Raw genomic sequence first — 19,845 nt, forward strand, 5'->3', positions numbered from 1 at the left:
TTCGAGGTATGAAAAGATTCTTTTTATTCCTTCTGTTATTTACCTCTAGATTGATAGCGACAGCAGGGTCATCCGATGATCCTGCTGTTTTTTCTACCGCTAAACCCTGGGCTTATTGGTGGTGGCCGGGGAGTGCGGTAACAGAAAAGGGAATAACGTATAATTTAGAGAATTTTAAAAAAGCAGGTTTTGGCGGCCTTCACATCGTTCCCATCTACGGGGCAAAAGGGGCAGAAGCCTTATTCCAAAATTATTTAAGTCCCGACTGGCAAGCTAAATTCTTTTATACCCTAAAAGAAGCCAAGCGTTTAGGGCTGGGCATCGACATGACCATGGGGACGGGCTGGCCACAAGGCGGTCCTTCCATTACAGAGAAGGAGGCAGCAAAAAAATACCAATTTGTCGATGGTGTATTCACGACAGGGTTAACCGGCCAAAAAGTTAAACGCGCCGCACCTGGCGGAGAAGGGCTCGTGCTCGACCATTTCGACATGAAGGCTTTTGCAAAATACAGTAATAATTTTGTGCCTCTTTTAAAGAAAGCACATTCCCCGCTGCGTGCCATTTACAATGATTCTTATGAGGCTTATGGTTCTAATTATACGCCTGAATTATTTCCCGCATTTCAGCGATTGAACGGCTATGATCTGCGAAAGCATTTTGATGTACTCTCGAAGAAAAAGGCGGAATCAGAAGAGGAAAATCAAATTTTTGCGGATTACCATCGCACCATGTTCACCTTATTGCAGCGTAATTTTGTGTTGCCATTTGATCATTGGGTTAATTCGATGGGCTTCACATCGCGCAATCAAGCCCACGGTTCACCGGGGAATTTGTTAGATATTTATGCAGCGGCGGATATTCCGGAGGCCGAGTTCTTTGGTTCTAAACCCTTTGACATACCCGGGTATCGCGTGGATCCAGACTATGATTCTACGACTTTTGGGATTCCAGATATTCGGGCCTTGAAATTAGCGAGTTCTGCCGCTAACCTGACCGGAAAGAAATTAGTTGCTGCTGAAACGGCCACTTGGTTAGGGAATCATTTTAAGGTGTCTATCGCTCAAGTAAAACCGGTGGTAGATCAGGTTTTTGTGGGAGGGGTGAATCACGTATTCTTTCATGGAGTCACCTATTCTCCACCAGAAATCGCTTGGCCGGGCTGGCTGTTTTATGCGAGCACGAACTTTAATCCCCAAAGCCATTTTTGGGAGGCAATGCCTGCGTTGAATAAATACATCGAAAATGTGCAGACGATGTTGCAAGCGAATCGGACAGATAGCGATGCGCTTTTGTATTTTCCGATGGAAGATGTTTGGCATGCAAATAATGGATCCACAAAATTGCATACGCTTGAATTGCACGCGAATAGTCGGGAATGGCTGATAAATACGTCATTCGGAAAATGGGCCGGATTATTACAGGACAAGGGATTTTCGGTCGATTATATTTCGGATGATTTGTTGTCAGATATGGTTATTCAGCCGGGGAAAACATTTAAAACGCGAAGCGGTGGAAATTACAAAGTCTTGTTAATTCCGGCGGCGCATTATATGTCGGTGGAGACCTTAGAGCTCCTGGCGAAATGGGTGAAACAGGGTTATCCAGTGTATTTTTTAGAGCATTTGCCTTTGCATTTGAATACGTTTAGTCAGACGAAGGAGGCCAAAGAACGGTGGGAGAATGCTCGAAGCGCCTTATTAATGCGTGTACTTTCAGATCCGGCGGATCAACTCGCTCGTTTGGGCGTTTCAGTAGAACCCATGGCAAGTAAAGGACTTTCTTTTATTCGGAAGAAGACGCCGGCTGGCGCGGCTTATTTTGTAACTAATTTACAATCTCAATTTTCGGAGGGTGCGATTTCTTTAAAGAAGTTGACTGGTAATTACGAGATTTGGGATCCATTGACAGATACAAGAAGCTATGGTAAAAAAGGATCTGACGCATGGCTTTCCTTAGCACCTGGCCAAAGCGTCATCATTCAGCCAATTGCAAAAATTCCATCAGCGCCGGTACCGGCAGCCGTTAAAATCAAAACAGATATCGAACCTAAGAACCTGCAAGTGCGTGTAGGTTCAAAGTCAGTTTCCTTACCTGATTTCAGCTATTATACGTTAATAGACACGACCCAAGCCGACGCGCCATCAGCCCGGTACACCTTTGATATAGGCTTATCAGCAGATCAAATAGCGAACGCAAAATTACTTCATTTAGCAGAATTGCGCGATATGGCTAAAGTTCGAATTAATGGCAAAGACATCGGGATGATTTGGTCGCTTCCTTTCCAAATCGCCATTCCAGCTGGACTTTTACAAGAGCAAAATCAAGTCGAGATTGAGGTGGTTTCGAATTCCGCGAATCGAATCCGGAAGATGGATCAACAAGGGGTGGTGTGGAAGAATTTTTATGAGATCAATTTTGTGGACATTCGGTACAAGCCATTTGATGCCTCGAAGTGGGCAATAGAAGAAGGAGGAATGCAGGGTAAAATCTATTTTACGAATCGATGAAGCCCTTCGTTAAAGCAATAACTGAAGCCCTGCGTGATTTAGCAGATGCTGACAATGCCTTTAAGATGCGCAAGTATATGCGCGATAAATACCCGTTTCTAGGGGTGAATAAGCCAGAGCGTCAGGAGGTTTTTAAACACCTGTGTAAACTCCACGGTTCGAGTCAGGATTGGTTTGATATTTCATCGGAGCTTTTTGCCATGCCGGAACGTGAGTTTCAGTATGTAGCTATGGAATATGTGAAACAGGCTAAGAAATCTTGGGATACTCGTTTACCTGCTTTGTTTGAACAATGGGTAGGGGATGAATCTTGGTGGGATGTGGTCGATTTTTTAGCTCCACAGATTCTAGGACCCTATTTCTTACAATTCCCCGCAGAGCGCGACGTGTGGATTCAGCGTTGGATGAATTCAGGAAATTTTTGGTTGCAACGATTTTGCCTCGTTTTCTCTTTAAGCTACAAGGACAAAACGGATGTCGTTTTGCTGGCCAAAAATATTCAGGCATTGAGTTCTTCGAAGGAATTTTTTATTCAAAAAGCGATCGGCTGGGCACTGCGCCAATACGCTAGAACAGACCCGGATTGGGTACGTGAATTTGTGGCAAACAATGCTTTAGCCCCGCTGAGTAAACGCGAGGCCCTGAAGCATGTATAATTTTACCTTTTCTTTTTGATGATTGCTAGTTCGTGCGCCGTATCGTAATAGGAACGCAGGTTCGACCAGTCGAAGGTGTCTGCGATACTCTCCACCCGGTTACGCTGCGTGATGCGATCACGTTGCGTTTGCTGCACAAATTTGAACAATAGATTCGCTAATTGTTCCGCCGATTCTTGGTAGGTCTGCGTCTTGCGATTCACCACGCTTACGCCCCATTGTTCGTAATCGCGCATAATCTGCATCATATAATCGCCAAAACCAGAAAGATCCGACGTCACCGTAGGCACCCCGCGCGCCATACATTCTAAAGGCGTATAGCCCCAAGGTTCGTAATAACTAGGGAAGACACCTAAGTGGCAACCCCGTACAAATTGGCCATAATCTAGTCCAAAAAGCGGATTCGTCGAAACAATAAAATCTGGGTGGTAAACAACTTTGACCTTATCCTCTGGATTATTCAACAGATTCGTCCGATGCAAATTCCGAATGATATCATCCTCTTGTTTTAATAAGTGCGTCACGACTTTTGGCCGAGCCTTCGTTTTCCAAGTTTGCACCGTTCTCCGCAAGCGCATCCGCCAATATTCATCGACAAAGGCATTTAAGTCAGGCATTTGTAAATCGCTGGAAGAAGCGGAGGCATTGAATAAAAGTTCGCCCACTTTTTTCTCAATTGCATAGCAATTTTCTCGAATCTCATCCAAAACTGCACGGGAGTGCAAGACTTCTGGATCGATCGAATGGTAGGGCTGCTTCGTTACAAAAAACATCACCACCGTTTTTTTAGACCCCGCCTCTTTCATCTTGCGATTTAAAATTGCCAAAGCATCCAAGGTAATATCGTATCCTTTATTCGAATATTCAAAACGACCGGAAGTAAATAAGTATAAGGTTTGCTCTAGGTCAAAGGGCTGGCTTTGGAAGAAGTGCCCCATTACGAAGTTCGAAATACTCTGTTTGTATTTTGTGTGAAGATTCTGGTGTTCGTGCAAGGCAGCAAAACGCTGAATATTCAGACCATTCGGAAGGATTAATTCCGGAATTCGGCCTAAGAAATACTGGCATTCCTTGGCTGTAATATCGCTGACCGTGGTTAGTACATCTGCTTTTTGGGCGGCTGCTCTCTCGAAACAAGCCTGCGCCTCTATGCCATAATGTTTAGCCTCTTTATACCAGTCAAAGTTCTCGATGACCTCATAGAAATTAGGCACATTACCCGCTAAATAACGACCGAGCATCGTAGCGTGGGTTGTGAAAACAGTCGCAATTTTGACCTTGTCCTTCTTAAGATCCGGTAAGCCAGTCGACGCCATCCACTCGTGGAAATGCGCCACGATATGCGTCTTGTTCTTATTTTCTTCCGCGACCTCAGTTAGCAATAGGCGGATCATCTCCCCAAAAACAATCGTTTGGTTCACTAAATCTTCTACGCCTAAAGTGGAAATCTTGTGGTTTTCCCAAATCTTACCTTTAATCACATCTACCTCCGCCATCAACGTTTCCAGTTCAAAAAGTACGATTTTAGGTTTGCCGGTAATCAGCCAATACCCATAATGTACCCCTAAGCCCGCTTTGCGCAGATTCAAGATCGCCCTCTCTAACGGAGTTTCATCCGTCACGGTAATGGGCTCAAATTCAGCGGCCGCGGTTTGGGTAAAATAGGGCCCAATTAAGGCGTAATCATCTCCCCATTTTTCGACCATGGACGGCACTTTCGTTCGGATAACGGTATAAATTCCACCTACTTGATTACAGGTTTCCCAGGCAATCTCAAATAAATATTTTTTCTTCTCTGCTGCCATAAAAATTACATGTAGGACGCGCTTTCAATCACTTGCGTTTTCCCGTTTTTAGTAATGGTGTAATTAAATCCTTTTTGGATGGCATATGCGCCGTATTCTCCTTTTTTATTGAGGGCCAAATAGCCTATTTGAAATTCCTTGTATTTATAGCGTTTTACAATCCGCATCACGGCTTCCTCACAGGCTTTTTGAGGAGACATGCCCTGTCTCATTAATTCGACAATTAAGAAAGAGCCCAAGGTCTTCATCACAAATTCCCCTAATCCTGTGGCACAAGCACCACCTACTTCATCATCACAAAACACAGCGCCACCTATGATAGGGGAGTCGCCCACCCGGCCGTGCATCTTAAAGGCCAAACCACTCGTCGTACAGGCCCCAGCAATTTCTCCGGACTTTCCTATGCCTAATAATCCGATCGTGTCATGACGTTCAATATTAATGACCGGTTCATATTTCGATTCCTTTTTCCACTCTTCCCACGCCTTTTTCGAACTCTGGGTTAACAGGTTTTCAGTTTTGAATCCTTGAGCTAAGGCAAATTTCAAAGCACCAGCCCCCGAAAGCATCACGTGTGGAGTCTTCTCCATCACCGCTCTTGCCACAGAAATAGGATGCATGATCCCCTCTAGGAATGTCACAGAACCTGCATTGCCTAAATGATCCATAATGCAAGCATCTAAGGTAACATGACCATCCCGATCTGGATATCCGCCATAGCCTACGGAAGTATCGTTAGGGTCCGCTTCTGGAATTCGAGCACCAGCTTCGACGCCATCTAGCGCCTTGCCTGTTTCCATCATTTTATTCCAACCTGCGATGGTCGCTTTTTCATTTTTCCAAGTGGCAATTATGAGGGGTTCGGAGGCGACCGTTTTAGCGGAAGCACTTAGGCCTGCGCCCAATAGAGTGGATGTTTGAAGGAAGGTGCGTCTTTTCATATAGCTTTAAAGATAATTTATTTGGGGGTCAAGCAACAATTTTGTAAAATTGTCTTTCTAAAATAGAAAAAAATCTTCGGATATTTCATTTATCTATCTTTTATTCATCAATGAAAATCATCAAATCTGCTTTTCCTTTGGCCATCGCCCTCTTTTTGACTTATGCGATGAACCAAAGTTGGGGAACTGTGCCTCCTTTAGGTAAATTATTTAGTCCATTCCATGGCTTTTGGATGAACGCCGAAAGCCCTGAATCAGGCGAACCCACAGAAGAAACTTTACAAATTGCAGGATTGCATCAACCCGTTCAGGTTGTGTATGACGAAATGGGCGTTCCTCACGTTTTCGCTCAGGATGACCATGATCTTTTTTTAGCGCAAGGTTATTTAACGGCCAAAGACCGTTTATGGCAAATGGAATTCCAAACGCATTTTGCGGGCGGTCGTATTTCTGAAATTGTAGGGGAGAAAGGATTAGCTTCCGATCAATTCCAACGTAGAATGGGTTCGGTATATGGTGCCGAAAAATCCTTCGAGGGAATGAAAGAGGATCCTGCTGCGAATACGGCTTTGCAGGCCTATTCAGATGGGGTGAATGCCTATATTTCCTCTTTATCTGACCGCCAGCTTCCGCTGGAATATAAATTATTGGATTATAAACCAGAAACGTGGACACCTATTAAAAGTGCTTTATTCTTAAAGAATATGTCCTTCGTTTTAGCCTCTGGTACAGATGATTTAAAGATGACTAACGTCTTACGTAAATATGGCCGCGAGGTAGCAGAGGATCTTTTTCCGAACTATCCGTTCCAAGAAAGCCCGATTATTCCGGTAGGTTCTCCAGTAGATTTTAAACCCGTCCCTATTCCAGCAGCAGCTGCCGACTTCACCGGTTTAGGTAGTTCGATGACAACACCTGAAAAGGATCCAAACATTGGTTCTAATAACTGGGCAGTATCAGGTAATAAGACGGTTTCTGGCTTACCTATTTTAGCGAATGATCCGCACTTGACCTTGTCATTGCCCTCTATTTGGTACCAAATGCAATTAGTAGCACCTGGCGTGAACGTATATGGTTCTACCATGCCTGGAACCCCTAACGTGATCATTGGATTTAATAAAGATGTGGCGTGGGGTGTAACGAACGTAGGTTCGGATGTTTTGGATTGGTACCAAGTGAAGTTCAAAGATGCATCGAAACAGGAGTATTGGCACGATGGGAAATGGAAGAAAACGACGATGCGCATCGAAAAGTTTCAAATCAAAGGGAAGAAAGACATGGTCGATACCATCCTCTTCACACACCACGGACCTGTCGTTTATTTATCACATGAAAAGGCCTTTCGTTCGAACATTCCGGTGGGACATGCTTTGCGTTGGATTGCCCATGAAAAATCGCAGGAGCTAACGACTTTCTATCAATTAAATCGGGCGAAAAATTACGAGGACTACAAAAAGGCCTTATCGTTTTATTCTGCTCCCGCTCAAAACTTTGTATTTGCTAGTAACGAAGGCGATATCGCTTTATGGGTAAACGGCAAGTTTCCATTAAAGTCAAAACTGCAAGGGAAGTATTTATTAGATGGAACGGATGCAGCGGCTGATTGGCAAGGATTTATTCCTCAGGCGCATAATCCCCATGTGAAAAATCCCGAACGCGGCTTCGTGAGTTCGGCGAATCAATTCTCGGTGGATCCGTCTTATCCGTATTATTTAGGTTGGCAATATGCTCCTGCTGAGCGTGGGCGTCGCATAAATGAGCGTTTGGCGGTAATGGAGAAAATTACGATGGATTCCTTACGAGGTCTTCAAAATGATAACGTCAACATCCGTGCCCGCGAATTATTGCCTCTACTTTTCGCTCAGGTGAAATCGCCAAACGCGGCTCAATCGAAAGCCTTAGCTGCTTTGAAATCCTGGAATTTAGTCAATAGTCCTGAGTCTGTAGGAGCGACTATATTTGAAAATTGGGTAATAAGTTTGCAGGCTAGTCTTTGGGATGATGAATTCTCAGCGGATGAAAAGGTGCCAATGAATCGTCCAGCAATGGATCGTACGATTCAGTTGATTAAATCAGAACCAGCCGCACGCTGGTGGGATGATGTGAAGACGCCTAAGAAAGAGTCGATGTCTGATATTGTGATGAAATCCTTACAAGCGAATGTGGATTCTTTAGTCAAACATCATGGTCCGCAGGGACCTGAGTGGGCTTGGTATAAAATTAAACAAACTGGGGTTCGTCACTTGATTCCGGGTATGGATGCCTTGTCTCGCCTGAATATCCCGATCGGTGGGGGTGGAACCATCGTGAATGCGACTACAACGAAGACAGGACCATCTTGGCGTTTAATCGTCGAACTTTCGAAAGAAGGCAAACCGAAGGCTTATGGCGTTTATCCTGGTGGACAATCGGGGAATCCGGGAAGTAGTCATTACGATGATTTGATTGATACATGGGCCAAAGGGGAGCTTAAACCTCTCTTGTATTTAGCCAGCCCAGATGAGAAGTCGAATCGTTTACGCAAGAAAATCACTTTATCTAAATAAGCTCATGAATAAATTAATCTATAGTTTGATATTAGTAGTTGTTGGAGCCTTGGTGGGAATTTATTTGCCTTGGTATGCGATGGGGGTGGCTTTTGGTTTGATCGCCTTTGCTTTGAATATGCCATTGAAGTCTAGTTTTTTGACTGGATTCATCGCTGGATTCTTGTTATGGGTGATTTCTGCCTTATGGCTTGACTTACAACATCCAAGTACACTTCCTGGCCGAATGGCACAAGTATTTCCTTTGAAGGGGAATGTGTTCGCTTTATTTATCCTGACTGGAGTGTTAGGAGGCTTATTTAGTGGCATTTGGACTTGGGCCGGGGCCAGATTAAGACAGAAATAATAATTTTTTAGGACAAACGATACAGACCTTGTATATTTGCCGTCTATCCAATTAACAAAATTAATACACGTGAAAAATTTACCTTATGCTTGGTTGGGCGTTTTAACCATCGCAATTGCCTTTTTATTTTACCAAAATTCCTCTACTGGATCAACGAGCTTAGGTGCCTCTACCGCAGATGGAAAGCGTATCGTTTTCGTAAATTCGGATTCGTTATTAACGAATTACCAGTTTTACAAAGACGCTCAAAAAGAGTTTGAAAATAAGGGCTACCGTTTGCAGGTTGATTTAGGTCAAAAAGAGCAATCTCTTCAAGCTGAATTACAAGCGATTCAACAACGTGCGTCTGCTATGACTCAAGCTGAGTTGCAAGCTGCTGACATGACTTTGAAGAAAAAAGGTGCTGAATTGCAACAATATTCTCAACAAAAGCAAGCTGAATTAGGTCAAGAGCAAGCAAAGAAGAACGAAGAGTTGTACAACAACATTCGTGACTACATCTCGAAAACTAATAAGGCTAACAAATATGAATTTGTGTTAGGTTATTCTAAAGTGGGTGGCGGAATTTTATTTGCCGATGCTTCAGTGGATGTAACTCAAAAATTAATTGAAGGCTTGAACAAAGGGTACGCTGCAACAAAAGGCGATCAAAAGGAAGATAAATAATAGCAAATAGCTAAATTTAGCCACGCAGTTTGTAGCTGTGTGGCTTTTTTTATTGTCATGGCAAAAGAGAAAATCCAAAAAACTATTGAAATTAAGAACCGCAGGGCATCCTTTGAATATACATTCATTGATACTTTTACGGCGGGCTTGGTATTAATGGGTACGGAAATCAAATCGATACGCCAAGGGAAAGCCAATCTAACAGATGGGTATTGTGTCTTTTTTCAGGACGAACTCTTTGTCCGCAATATGCACATATCCGCCTACGAAGAGGGAACTCACTATAACCACGAACCTCTACGTGATCGGAAACTACTTCTTTCAAAACGCGAGCTAGGGAAATTACAAAAGGAACTCAAGAACGTAGGTTTGACGATTATTCCCACCCGATTATTTATTTCTGACAAAGGCTATGCAAAGCTAAATATAGCTCTTGCTAAGGGTAAGAAGACCTTTGATAAACGGGATGATATTAAAGAGAAAGATGTAAAGCGCGATATGGACCGTTCTATGTCCTAATTTACTTCGTGCGGATTTTTTTCACGATCGTCACCGCCGCCATAATCACAATGGCAAAAATCACAAAACCACCCAAACCATACATCCAGTCTAAGGTATTTTTAGCCACCACTAAAAAGACCACCGCGACTAATAAGATGGTCGCAATTTCATTGAACAAACGCAATTGAATGCCTGAAAGAATAAAATTTCCTTTTCTGAATTGCAGAATCAAATGCCTGCAAACAAAATGATAAATCGTTATCGCTACCACAAAGGCTAATTTTAAGTGCAACCATCCTTGTGTTCCGAAGCTGCTTAACCAAGCAACATAAATAAGACCCAAACCCGTGATCCAAGTCAAGAACATGGCAGGAATCATGATTGCATTGAAAAGCAATTTTTGCATCTTTTCAAATTGCTTCGATAGAATGCTTTTTTCTGGTTCTTGTTTCTCCTGAGCTTCTACCTGATAAACCAGTAAACGGGGCAAGTAAAACAAGCCTGCAAACCAGCTGACAACGAATATGATATGAAGTGCTTTTAAGACCGTATAGCTCATGTTTAGGCTTGGTAACGCTTGAACAAACTATTAATTTTCATTTGAATCACCCCAAAAATCGCTTCCTTAAAGATATTCGCAGACATCTTACTCGTTCCTTTGGTGCGGTCCGTGAAGATAATAGGAACTTCAACTAGCTTGAAACCATATTTCCAGGCAGTAAATTTCATCTCCACTTGGAAGGCATAACCGATGAACTTTATTTGGTCCAAAGGCAACGTTTTTAACGTATTTCTTCGGTAGCAGACAAATCCTGCTGTCGCGTCTTGCACTTTTATTCCCGTCACAAAGCGCACATAAAATCCAGCAAAATAGGACATCAATACGCGACTCATAGGCCAATTGACCACGTTGACGCCATTGATATAACGAGATCCGATAGACATATCGCCGTTTCCAGCATCTTCAGCCGGCAAGTTTTCCGATTTTAATTCGGCCTGTGTAGCACAAGCTTTATAAAGTCGAACTAAATCATCTGGATTATGGGAAAAGTCCGCATCCATCTCAAAAATGAAATCGTATCCCTTGTCTAATGCGATGTGAAATCCTTCAATATAGGCAGTTCCTAATCCTAATTTGCCTTTTCTCTCTAGCAAATGGACGCGACCTGCATTTTGTTTTTGGATCTCTTTTACTTTCTGAGCTGTCCCATCCGGAGAACCATCATCTACGATCAAGACATCGAAAATCGGATCCAAGCTCAATACCTTTTGCAGGATGGCTTCGATGTTTTCAATCTCATTGAAAGTGGGGATAATGACTATCCTTTTGTTCATTTAGCTATTGTTAGGATGGCGAAAGCATTCGGTTGTGTGATCGTTTACTAATCCAGCCGCTTGCATCAAGGCATAACAAATGGTAGGTCCGACAAATCGGAAACCATTCTTCTTCAGAGATTTGCTCAGTAATTCAGAAATTTCTGTACTAGCGGGTAATTCTCCATGATGGGCAAACTTGTTTAGGATAGGCGCATGGCCCACAAACTCCCAAATATATTGGTTAAAGCTACCAAATTTTTCCTGAATTTTAATAAAAGCCAAAGCATTCGTGCAAACGGAGCTGATTTTTAAGCGATTTCGGATGATTTGCTCGTTTTGCATTTGGGCTTCGAGTTGAGTATTGGTCCAGTTTGAAAGGACATGATAGTCGAATTGCGCAAAGGCTTCTCTGAAGGCTTCGCGTCGCTTCAAAATAGTGATCCAGGAGAGGCCTGCTTGGAAGCCTTCCAGGATGAGGAGCTCAAAAAGCGCTTCATCTCGGTGTTCGGGAATTCCCCATTCTAGGTCGTGGTAGGTTTGGTATAATTCGTCTGAACCACACCAGCGGCAGCGTATTTTTGTGTCCATTATTCGGGTTTCTTTTTACAAAATAGGAGAATATATTTCGAATCTTTGGCCCAACAAATTGATAAAATAGAAATAGAGTTACCTTTGTCTCAGCGAAAGGTTCTGCGCCGCTTCGAACGGCGTTGATTAATAGGGAATTTGGTGTAAATCCGAAACTGTCCCCGCAACTGTAAATTTTCAAAAAGCTTTTCAATCTAGGGTCACTGGCGTCGCTGGGAAGGCCGAAAAGCAAGGGAAATGAGTCAGGAGACCTGCCTTTTACTATTCTTGACCTTGCGTTACGGAGGATAATCCGAGGTCGAGCGTTCGATTACCTTTTTATTTCACAGGCCTGAAAGGGCAAAAAAACATGTTAAAGCTAGTATTTTTAGCGAGTTGCTGCTTTGCAGCAGTCGCTAGTAGTCAGTATACAGTAGACAGTAGTCAGTATAAAGTAGACAGTAGTCAGTATACAGTAGACAGTAGTCCGGAGGGAAAGAGTCCGGAGGAACCATTTACCATTTACCATTCACCATTTGACAGTGGTCAGTATACAGTAAACAGTAGTCAGGGAAAAATCTCCTCTCTATACTCTCTTATCTCTACTCTACAATCTCCTCTCTCTACTCTCGAAAGGGATTCCACGCTCGCCGAGGTCACCATCTCCGCGCCTAAATACCCGGAGAAATTGGCACGCTCAGGGAAAGTAGTTTCGGTCATTTCGGCCGAAATGATCCAGGCCAATCTGGGGAAAAGTCTAGGAGAATTACTCCAGCAAAGTGTAGGTGTCGCGGTTGTAGGCGCGCGCAGCGCGCCGGGTACAAACCAGGAAATTTATGTTCGGGGGGCGAATACGGGTCACGTGCTACTTTTAATTGATGGATTTCCTGTAAATGATCCGTCTAACATCACGTCGGTCATGGATTGGAACCTCATTAATTTAGCTACTATTGAACGAATTGAGATCTTAAAAGGTGGTCAATCGACCTTGTATGGTTCTGATGCGATGGTGGCTGTCATCAATTTAGTCACTAAGAAAAATGCCAAAGGAGTACAAGTTTTACTTCAGGGTGGAGGCTTAGGCACACATCAAGAGCAAATTTCTTGGTCCACAATGAAAGGCAATAATAGACTTCAAATTCAGGTCCAAAATTCGGCTACAGATGGCTTTTCCTCCGCTAAAATTGCGCAAGGAAAGGCGGAGGCTGATGGATTTAAGCAACAAAATTGGGGAGGCAAGTGGGGTCACGATTTTGGGAAATACGGTTATGTTGATTTTTCGTATGCCACCCAATTATATCAAGGAAACTTAGATAATGGACCATTTGTCGATGATCGTGATTATACTTCTAAGGCTTCTAGTCATTCTTTCAGGGCGCAATACCAGGTCAAAAATTGGACGGTTCGCGCTTTTCAGGATTTGATTCACCGCGAATTTTTGAATGATTCCTCCAATATTGCGGCGAATGCCTGGTCGAAATATAGTCTCTCGACTTATGCAGGATTGAATCAAGGTCTCGAGGTATTCTTAAAGATTCCGGTGAAAGAGAATGGTACTCTTTTAGTTGGTTCTGAATATAGACGCCAAAAAACGGAACAGTCCGACCTTTCCATCAGTGACTATGGACCTTATTCGTCCCCTGATTTAACAGAAAAGCAAAAGTCCCAACAGATTATGGGAACCTATGCTACATTTCAGCAGAGCTGGGGGAAATTTGGCTATGAGCTAGGAGCGAGATGGAATGCGCAATCGACTTTTGGAAATTATTTCACCTATAATTTGAACCCTTACTGGGCTATTTCGCAGACGGCGAAGCTTTTTGGGAATTATTATACGAGTTTCAAAACCCCATCTATTTACCAGTTAGCCTCTCCTTACGGCAATCTCGATTTGCAGCCGGAGCAAGGTAAAACGATCGAATTTGGATTTGAAAAACAGATTAAATCCTGGAAAATGCGTGTAGTTTCTTTTCAAAACGAGGTTAATCAGGGTATAGTATTTCAATCGATTGATGTCGAACCTTATGGTAAATACCAAAATGTGACACAACAAAAAACGCAGGGAATTGAATTTGAGATTAGTTTTCAGTCCAAAAAATTTCAAGCCGATTTCAATTATACCTACCTAAAAGGGGAGATGATCGATCGCGATTCCACTTATTCCTCCTTAATTCGTCGACCTGCGAATGGCTGGAACCTGAATTTGAGAGCTAATCTGTCTAAAAAGTGGTCATTAGGCTTTTCTAATCAGTATGTAGGCCAAAGAACGGATTACTTCTACGACGAATCCAGTTATTCTGTAAAGGCCAATCCGATGGAGGCTTATCTTTGGACAGATGTATCTCTAAAATACCAAATCAATCAAAAATGGACGATTTCAGCCATGTTAAAAAATGCGCTGAATCAAGAAATTACGGAGATTACGGGGTATAGTGGGCAGCCGAGGAACGGACAAATTTCCCTTATGGGAAATTTTTAGAGTAGAGAGTATAGATTATAGAGTAGAGATTAGATTTTTATCTCTTCTCTATACTCTCTAATCTCTATTCTACTTTATGGCTTGAATTTTTCATACACATCTCTGCCCGTCACCGGATCTTTGCCAAAAAGCTCAATGTAGTCCACCGTGGTCAGAAATTTAGTTTCATCAACTTTGACATACACCCGTTTCAAAATCTGCATTTTACCATTAATCTGAAATAGTGCAATGGGGTTTCCGGTTGGATCTTGCTTTACTATAAATTTGCGTTTTCTGTAGGCTAAAAAATGTCCTTCGTAGGTATTTATAGTGCCTGCGATGGCTGAGGTATATAAACCGTAGGCTAGCGTTCTTTGAATAGCTGTTAATTCTTCAATCGGTGGTTTTTCGTTGAATTTATACCAATAGGTTTTTACCGGGTCTTTTGGATTTAATTTTCCGCCCATCAAATTCGCATCATACACTGCCACGTTAATGTTCGTACTTCGTTGGATAAAAAATAGTCGAATAGGTGATTCAGGCGGCACAGGTAGGCGATCGCCTGCAAAGCAATGCAATGAAATCAAAAGAAGGAGTGACGCTAATTTCAAGTGGGCTAGGTTTTGTCATTTTGCGTCGCAATTAACGAAAAAAAACGCAATCTGATTTAGCTCAGTCATTCTATAATGCGCCCTCATCTTGTTTTTTTTAAATTTATGCGTATCTTTGTGAAGAATTTAAGGAAAAGAAGAGGGGTTTTGATCCCTCTTTTTGTTTTAATAGCCCTAAAGGAACCCTGATTAAAATGGATTTATCGAGTAAACTGAAAGATTGGACACTAGAATACATAGGCGAAGGCCCTTTGTTGTTAGTCGATTTTTCATTTACACCAGGAGCTAAAAGAACCTTAATTACGATTCTAGTGGATACCCTAGAGGGAGTAACCATCGATCAATGTGCCTTAATGAGTCGCAAATTAGCTCATTTCATTGAGGAGAATGTGTTGATCGAGGAAGCGTATAATTTAGAAGTGTCTTCGCCAGGTTTAGACTTTCCTTTAAGTCAAGGCTGGCAATTTCAGAAGAATACAGGCCGGAAGGTGAAGGTTTGGATGAAAAATAAAGACCCAGAAAACGTAGAAGGAACCTTAGTTTCTCATACAGATGATGCGGTGGAAATCCTGACGGAAAAAACCGTAAAACACAGAAAAATCATAGCAAAAGAGGCCACTTGGTTCCCTTTAGCTGATGTAGATAAAATAAAAGTACAAGTGTCATTTCAATAAACAAAGAAGAGATAGCAATGAACAGTGTTGAATTAATTTCGTCATTTTCAGACTTTGCTCGGGAGAAAAATATTGACAAGCCGACGATGATCGCGGTTTTGGAAGAGGTTTTTCGCACCATGATTCGTAAGAAATTCGGTGCCGACGAGAATTTTAATGTAATTATCAACGCCGAAAGCGGCGACTTAGAGATGTGGCGTAGCCGCGAGATCGTAGACGATAATTCCGAAGATATTTGGGATTTCGACAAGATACCTTTGAGTGAAGCGAAGTTAATCGAGCCCGATTTTGAAATCGGTGAAGAGGTGGCTGAGTTGATAAAATTAGAGGATTTTGGTCGTCGTGTTGTTCAAACCGCTCGTCAAACGTTGATCCAAAAGATCAAGGATATTGAAAAAGAAGGTTTGTACGAAAAATACAAAGACTTAGTAGGAGAATTAGTTACGTCTGAGGTGTATCAAATCTTAGGCCGCGAATTAATCTTATTAGATAATGAGGATAACGAATTAGTATTACCGAAGACGGAGATGATTTCGAAAGATCGTTTCAAGAAAGGCGAGACTATCAAAGCGATTATCCATAAAGTCGAAATGGCGAATGGTACACCACGTATCATTTTGTCTCGTATTTCCCCTGTTTTCCTAGAGCGTTTGTTCGAACAAGAGATTCCAGAGATTTACGACGGAACGATTACGATTCGTAAGATTGTTCGTGAACCAGGTGAGCGTGCGAAAGTAGCGGTAGAGTCATTTGATGACCGTATCGATCCGGTAGGCGCTTGTGTGGGGATGAAGGGCTCTCGTATTCACGGTATTGTGCGTGAATTGCAAAACGAAAATATTGACGTGATTAATTTTACGGATAATTTAGAGTTATTAGTAGCGCGTACGTTAAGCCCAGCGAAATTGAATTCGATGGCGATTGATAAAGAGCGTCGCCGTATCTCGGTTTATTTAAATTCAGATCAGGTTTCTATGGCGATTGGTCGTGGAGGTCAAAACATTAAACTAGCTGGTAAGTTAGTAGGTTACGAAATCGATGTATTCCGTGATGTACCTAAAGATGAGCTAGATGATGAGGATGTAGAATTGACAGAATTCTCTAACGAGATTGAAGCTTGGATTTTAGCGGAGCTTCATAAAATCGGTTTAGATACTGCTAAGCAAGTTTTGGCCTTATCTAAAGAAGAGTTAGAGCGCAGAACAGAATTAGAAGAAGGTACGATCGATGAGATTTTAGCTGTTTTACGTTCTGAGTTTGAGTAATTTATATTAAAAAAATAGAATTTAGTTTTTGGTAAATTTTTATGGCAGAAGAAAAAACAATGCGGTTGAGTCTTGTAGCAAAGCAAATAAACGTGGGAACGTCGACGATCCTACAGTTTCTCTCTGCGCAAGGTCACAAAATTGACAATAACCCCAACGCCAAACTAAACTTTGAGCAGTTGACTTTATTGGCAAAGGAATATGGTGCGAACCATATTTTACAAGCCTCTGTGGAGACTCCTAAGCCTGCACCTGTTCCTGAGCCGATTGCTGCATCACCAGTTCCTGCTGCGCCTACTCCTGAGCCTACGCCAGAGCCAGTGGTTGAAAAACCAGCTCCTGTGGCGGAAGCTCCTAAAGCACCGTCCGAACCTGCGAAGGTGGAAGAAGTTCCGGCTGAAGAGAAGTCGATGGGATTGAAGGTTTTGGGAAAAATCGAATTGGATAAAAAAGGAAATCCTGTGGCTCCTAAGGCAGCGAAAGCTCCTGAACCAGCACCGGCTGTTCCTGAACCTAAGCCAGAGCCAGTGGCTGAAAAGCCCGCTCCTGTGAAGGAAGAGCCTAAGCCGGTCGTGGTTGTAGAAACTCCTGCGGTAGTAGAAGAAGTAGATATTCAGTTAATTGAGGCCAGAGGTGAAACATTAAAAGGCCTAACCGTTTTAGGTAAGATTGATTTACCAGCTGCAGGTGATCGCGGTGGTAATAATGCCAAACACAAGCGCAAGCGTATCATCAAGGATGAGAAAAAGCCAGCTCCTACAGTTCAAACTGGAGCACAAGCTAGACCTGGTGATAAAAAAGATTTTAATAAAAAGCCAGTTCCAGGTGCTAAACCAGCACCTAAAGGAGAATTGTCAGATAAAGATATTCAAGAGCAAATCAAGGCGACCATGGCTCGCTTGCAAGGTGCGACTAATAAGCAAAGTTTCGGAGCTGATAAGCGTCGGGAGAAGCGTAAAGGTCGTGCGGAAGCTGAGGAGGCTCGTTTAATAGCGGAAGACGATGAGGCAAAAGTATTGAAGGTGACGGAATTTATTCCGGCATCGGATTTAGCTTCATTGATGGATGTCTCGGTTAATGAGGTCATCTCCACTTGTATGAGCTTAGGGATGTTCGTTTCGATTAACCAGCGTTTAGATGCGGAAGCCATTACGGTGATCGCAGATGAATTTGGTTTCGAGGTGAACTTCGTATCTGCTGAGGAGGAAATCGATGTAGTCGAAGTGGAAGTAGCAGATACTCCAGAAAATTTATTGCCTCGTGCTCCGATCGTTACGATCATGGGTCACGTCGATCATGGTAAAACCTCTTTACTAGATTATATTCGTAGAGCTAAAGTAGCCGCAGGTGAAGCGGGTGGTATCACCCAACACATCGGTGCTTATTCGGTAGATACGAAATCAGGCAAAAAAGTAACCTTCCTAGATACACCGGGTCACGAAGCCTTTACGGCCATGCGTGCGCGTGGTGCGAAAGTAACGGATATAGTTATCATCGTCATTGCGGCGGATGATTCTGTCATGCCTCAAACGAAGGAAGCGATTAACCACTCGATGGTGGCCGGTGTTCCTATTGTCTTTGCCTTCTCTAAGGTAGATAAAGATGGTGCGAATGCGGACAAAGTTCGGGAGGAGTTAGCAACCATGAACATGTTAGTAGAGGATTGGGGTGGTAAATACCAATGCCAAGAAATCTCGTCTAAATCAGGTTTGGGTATAGACGAGTTGTTAGAAAAAGTATTATTAGAAGCAGAAATGCTTGAATTAATGGCTAATCCGAATAAGAAAGCCGTTGGTTCAGTTATTGAAGCGGAATTAGATAAAGGACGTGGTTATGTAACTACCTTGCTAGTTCAAGCGGGCACATTAAACGTCGGTGATATGATGTTAGCGGGTGATAATTATGGTCGTGTGAAAGCGATGTTTGACCACCACGGTAACAAAATCAAAAAAGCAGGTCCATCTACACCAGTTCAGGTGTTAGGTTTGAACGGAGCTCCACAAGCGGGTGATAAATTACTTTGCTTAGAAAATGAGCGTGAGGCGCGTGAGATTGCGAACAAAAGAGAGCAAATCCTTCGTGAGCAAACCTTACGTACTCGTAAGCACATTACTTTGGAAGAAATCGGTCGTCGTAAGGCTATCGGTACTTTCCGTGAATTGAATGTAATCGTCAAGGGTGACGTGGATGGCTCGGTAGAGGCACTTTCGGATTCCTTGATGAAGTTATCTACGGAAGAGGTTCAAGTACGTATCATTCATAGAGGAGTAGGACAGGTTTCTGAGTCCGATGTGGCTTTAGCGTCTACGTCTGATGCCGTTATCATCGCATTCCAGGTTCGTCCTTCACAAAACGCACGCCGTTTAGCGGAGACCGAACAAATCGAAATTCGTAATTATTCCATCATCTACCAAGCGATTGATGAAATTAAGGCAGCGATGGAAGGTCTATTAGCTCCTTCATTCGAAGAGGTGATTACATCGAACATCGAAATTCGTGACGTGTTTAAGATTACCAAAATCGGTACAGTAGCAGGTTGCTACGTATTAGATGGTACGGTTAAACGAGCTAATAAAATTCGTGTCATCCGCGACTTCGTTGTCGTACATGAAGGTGAAATTTCAGCCCTAAAACGTTTCAAAGATGATGTGGCAGAAGTGAAATTTGGCTACGAATGTGGTCTATCTGTCAAAAACTTCAATGACCTAGAAGTAGGCGATATGCTTGAGTGTTACGAAATGAAAGAAGTGAAGAGAACACTGAAATAATCTCTCAAATCAGAAAATGGCCTACGGCATATTTTCTACGATTTGAAATCTCATTTCAGTATCTAACTGAAAAATAAGTTAAAAAAGGGAGCATTTGCTCCCTTTTTTGTATTTATAAGAATAGTAAAAAACATTTATGAATGTATTCCCTACGTGAATCCGTTTTAACTGTCCACTGACTACTGTCTACTGTCTACTAGTTACTGTTACAAAA

Annotated in this window: 16 protein-coding genes and 1 riboswitch; of the genes, 10 read left to right on the forward strand and 6 right to left on the reverse strand. The window is 42.6% G+C overall.

Annotated features, from left to right (window positions below):
- Positions 1–8: 8 nt before the first annotated feature.
- Complete coding sequence (locus ACST13_RS10120; protein ID WP_459523079.1) at positions 9–2,510, forward strand: glycosyl hydrolase; 2,502 nt, start codon at positions 9–11, stop codon at positions 2,508–2,510.
- Positions 2,507–3,166, forward strand: a complete 660-nt coding sequence (locus ACST13_RS10125; protein WP_459523080.1) for a DNA alkylation repair protein — start codon at positions 2,507–2,509, stop codon at positions 3,164–3,166. The genes ACST13_RS10120 and ACST13_RS10125 overlap by 4 nt, the downstream gene beginning before the upstream one ends.
- A 2-nt stretch (positions 3,167–3,168) precedes the next feature.
- Here the strand turns inward: ACST13_RS10125 and ACST13_RS10130 are convergent, their stop codons facing one another.
- Positions 3,169–4,971: a glycosyltransferase gene (locus ACST13_RS10130; protein WP_459523081.1), complete on the reverse strand. Its 1,803-nt coding sequence runs from the start codon at positions 4,969–4,971 to the stop codon at positions 3,169–3,171.
- A gap of 5 nt (positions 4,972–4,976) precedes the next feature.
- Positions 4,977–5,912, reverse strand: a complete 936-nt coding sequence (locus tag ACST13_RS10135) for a N(4)-(beta-N-acetylglucosaminyl)-L-asparaginase (protein ID WP_459523082.1) — start codon at positions 5,910–5,912, stop codon at positions 4,977–4,979.
- A 110-nt stretch (positions 5,913–6,022) separates the two neighbouring features.
- Here ACST13_RS10135 and ACST13_RS10140 point away from each other — a divergent pair, with 110 nt between their 5' ends.
- The 4 genes from ACST13_RS10140 (at position 6,023) to smpB (ending at position 9,989) form a co-directional block, all read left to right on the forward strand.
- Positions 6,023–8,458 (forward strand): penicillin acylase family protein, encoded by a 2,436-nt coding sequence (locus ACST13_RS10140; protein WP_459523083.1) that lies wholly within the window; start codon positions 6,023–6,025, stop codon positions 8,456–8,458.
- Positions 8,459–8,462: 4 nt separating this feature from the next.
- Positions 8,463–8,804 (forward strand): hypothetical protein, encoded by a 342-nt coding sequence (locus tag ACST13_RS10145; RefSeq protein ID WP_459523084.1) that lies wholly within the window; start codon positions 8,463–8,465, stop codon positions 8,802–8,804.
- A 69-nt stretch (positions 8,805–8,873) separates the two neighbouring features.
- Positions 8,874–9,470, forward strand: a complete 597-nt coding sequence (locus ACST13_RS10150; RefSeq protein WP_459523085.1) for an OmpH/Skp family outer membrane protein — start codon at positions 8,874–8,876, stop codon at positions 9,468–9,470.
- A gap of 57 nt (positions 9,471–9,527) precedes the next feature.
- Positions 9,528–9,989 carry an SsrA-binding protein SmpB gene (smpB, locus tag ACST13_RS10155; protein WP_459523086.1) on the forward strand — a complete coding sequence of 154 codons (462 nt, stop codon included), beginning with the start codon at positions 9,528–9,530 and terminating at the stop codon, positions 9,987–9,989.
- Position 9,990: 1 nt separating this feature from the next.
- On the opposite strand, the gene ACST13_RS10160 is transcribed toward smpB, so the two are convergent.
- Genes ACST13_RS10160 through ACST13_RS10170 form a run of 3 tightly spaced genes read right to left on the reverse strand, consistent with a single transcriptional unit; the run spans position 9,991 to position 11,876 of the window.
- Positions 9,991–10,530, reverse strand: a complete 540-nt coding sequence (locus ACST13_RS10160; protein WP_459523087.1) for a CopD family protein — start codon at positions 10,528–10,530, stop codon at positions 9,991–9,993.
- Positions 10,531–10,532: 2 nt separating this feature from the next.
- Complete coding sequence (locus ACST13_RS10165; protein WP_459523088.1) at positions 10,533–11,306, reverse strand: polyprenol monophosphomannose synthase; 774 nt, start codon at positions 11,304–11,306, stop codon at positions 10,533–10,535.
- Entirely contained in the window at positions 11,307–11,876 is a 570-nt protein-coding gene (locus ACST13_RS10170) for a DNA-3-methyladenine glycosylase I (protein WP_459523089.1), read from the reverse strand.
- Positions 11,877–11,956: 80 nt separating this feature from the next.
- Positions 11,957–12,149: riboswitch (cobalamin riboswitch) on the forward strand.
- Between the two features lie 76 nt (positions 12,150–12,225).
- Between ACST13_RS10170 and ACST13_RS10175 the strand changes: the two genes are divergently transcribed.
- Positions 12,226–14,334 carry a TonB-dependent receptor plug domain-containing protein gene (locus ACST13_RS10175; RefSeq protein ID WP_459523090.1) on the forward strand — a complete coding sequence of 703 codons (2,109 nt, stop codon included), beginning with the start codon at positions 12,226–12,228 and terminating at the stop codon, positions 14,332–14,334.
- Between the two features lie 74 nt (positions 14,335–14,408).
- On the opposite strand, the gene ACST13_RS10180 is transcribed toward ACST13_RS10175, so the two are convergent.
- Positions 14,409–14,924 carry a DUF4833 domain-containing protein gene (locus ACST13_RS10180; protein WP_459523091.1) on the reverse strand — a complete coding sequence of 172 codons (516 nt, stop codon included), beginning with the start codon at positions 14,922–14,924 and terminating at the stop codon, positions 14,409–14,411.
- Between the two features lie 194 nt (positions 14,925–15,118).
- Between ACST13_RS10180 and ACST13_RS10185 the strand changes: the two genes are divergently transcribed.
- Genes ACST13_RS10185 through infB form a run of 3 tightly spaced genes read left to right on the forward strand, consistent with a single transcriptional unit; the run spans position 15,119 to position 19,631 of the window.
- Entirely contained in the window at positions 15,119–15,598 is a 480-nt protein-coding gene (locus ACST13_RS10185) for a ribosome maturation factor RimP (RefSeq protein WP_459523092.1), read from the forward strand.
- A 17-nt stretch (positions 15,599–15,615) separates the two neighbouring features.
- Positions 15,616–16,863 carry a transcription termination factor NusA gene (gene nusA / locus ACST13_RS10190; RefSeq protein WP_459523093.1) on the forward strand — a complete coding sequence of 416 codons (1,248 nt, stop codon included), beginning with the start codon at positions 15,616–15,618 and terminating at the stop codon, positions 16,861–16,863.
- Between the two features lie 41 nt (positions 16,864–16,904).
- Positions 16,905–19,631: a translation initiation factor IF-2 gene (infB, locus tag ACST13_RS10195; RefSeq protein ID WP_459523094.1), complete on the forward strand. Its 2,727-nt coding sequence runs from the start codon at positions 16,905–16,907 to the stop codon at positions 19,629–19,631.
- Positions 19,632–19,845 lie beyond the last annotated feature (214 nt).

The sequence above is a fragment of the Aquirufa sp. A-Brett2-W8 genome (assembly GCF_054558755.1).

Excerpts from the sequence above, each read along its gene's own strand:
- ACST13_RS10120 (WP_459523079.1), top strand. The coding sequence starts at position 9 with ATGAAAAGATTCTTTTTATTCCTTCTGTTATTTACCTCTAGATTGATA.
- ACST13_RS10125 (WP_459523080.1), top strand. The coding sequence starts at position 2,507 with ATGAAGCCCTTCGTTAAAGCAATAACTGAAGCCCTGCGTGATTTAGCA.
- ACST13_RS10130 (WP_459523081.1), bottom strand. The coding sequence starts at position 4,971 with ATGGCAGCAGAGAAGAAAAAATATTTATTTGAGATTGCCTGGGAAACC.
- ACST13_RS10135 (WP_459523082.1), bottom strand. The coding sequence starts at position 5,912 with ATGAAAAGACGCACCTTCCTTCAAACATCCACTCTATTGGGCGCAGGC.
- ACST13_RS10140 (WP_459523083.1), top strand. The coding sequence starts at position 6,023 with ATGAAAATCATCAAATCTGCTTTTCCTTTGGCCATCGCCCTCTTTTTG.
- ACST13_RS10145 (WP_459523084.1), top strand. The coding sequence starts at position 8,463 with ATGAATAAATTAATCTATAGTTTGATATTAGTAGTTGTTGGAGCCTTG.
- smpB (WP_459523086.1), top strand. The coding sequence starts at position 9,528 with ATGGCAAAAGAGAAAATCCAAAAAACTATTGAAATTAAGAACCGCAGG.
- ACST13_RS10160 (WP_459523087.1), bottom strand. The coding sequence starts at position 10,530 with ATGAGCTATACGGTCTTAAAAGCACTTCATATCATATTCGTTGTCAGC.
- ACST13_RS10165 (WP_459523088.1), bottom strand. The coding sequence starts at position 11,306 with ATGAACAAAAGGATAGTCATTATCCCCACTTTCAATGAGATTGAAAAC.
- ACST13_RS10170 (WP_459523089.1), bottom strand. The coding sequence starts at position 11,876 with ATGGACACAAAAATACGCTGCCGCTGGTGTGGTTCAGACGAATTATAC.
- ACST13_RS10175 (WP_459523090.1), top strand. The coding sequence starts at position 12,226 with ATGTTAAAGCTAGTATTTTTAGCGAGTTGCTGCTTTGCAGCAGTCGCT.
- ACST13_RS10185 (WP_459523092.1), top strand. The coding sequence starts at position 15,119 with ATGGATTTATCGAGTAAACTGAAAGATTGGACACTAGAATACATAGGC.
- nusA (WP_459523093.1), top strand. The coding sequence starts at position 15,616 with ATGAACAGTGTTGAATTAATTTCGTCATTTTCAGACTTTGCTCGGGAG.
- infB (WP_459523094.1), top strand. The coding sequence starts at position 16,905 with ATGGCAGAAGAAAAAACAATGCGGTTGAGTCTTGTAGCAAAGCAAATA.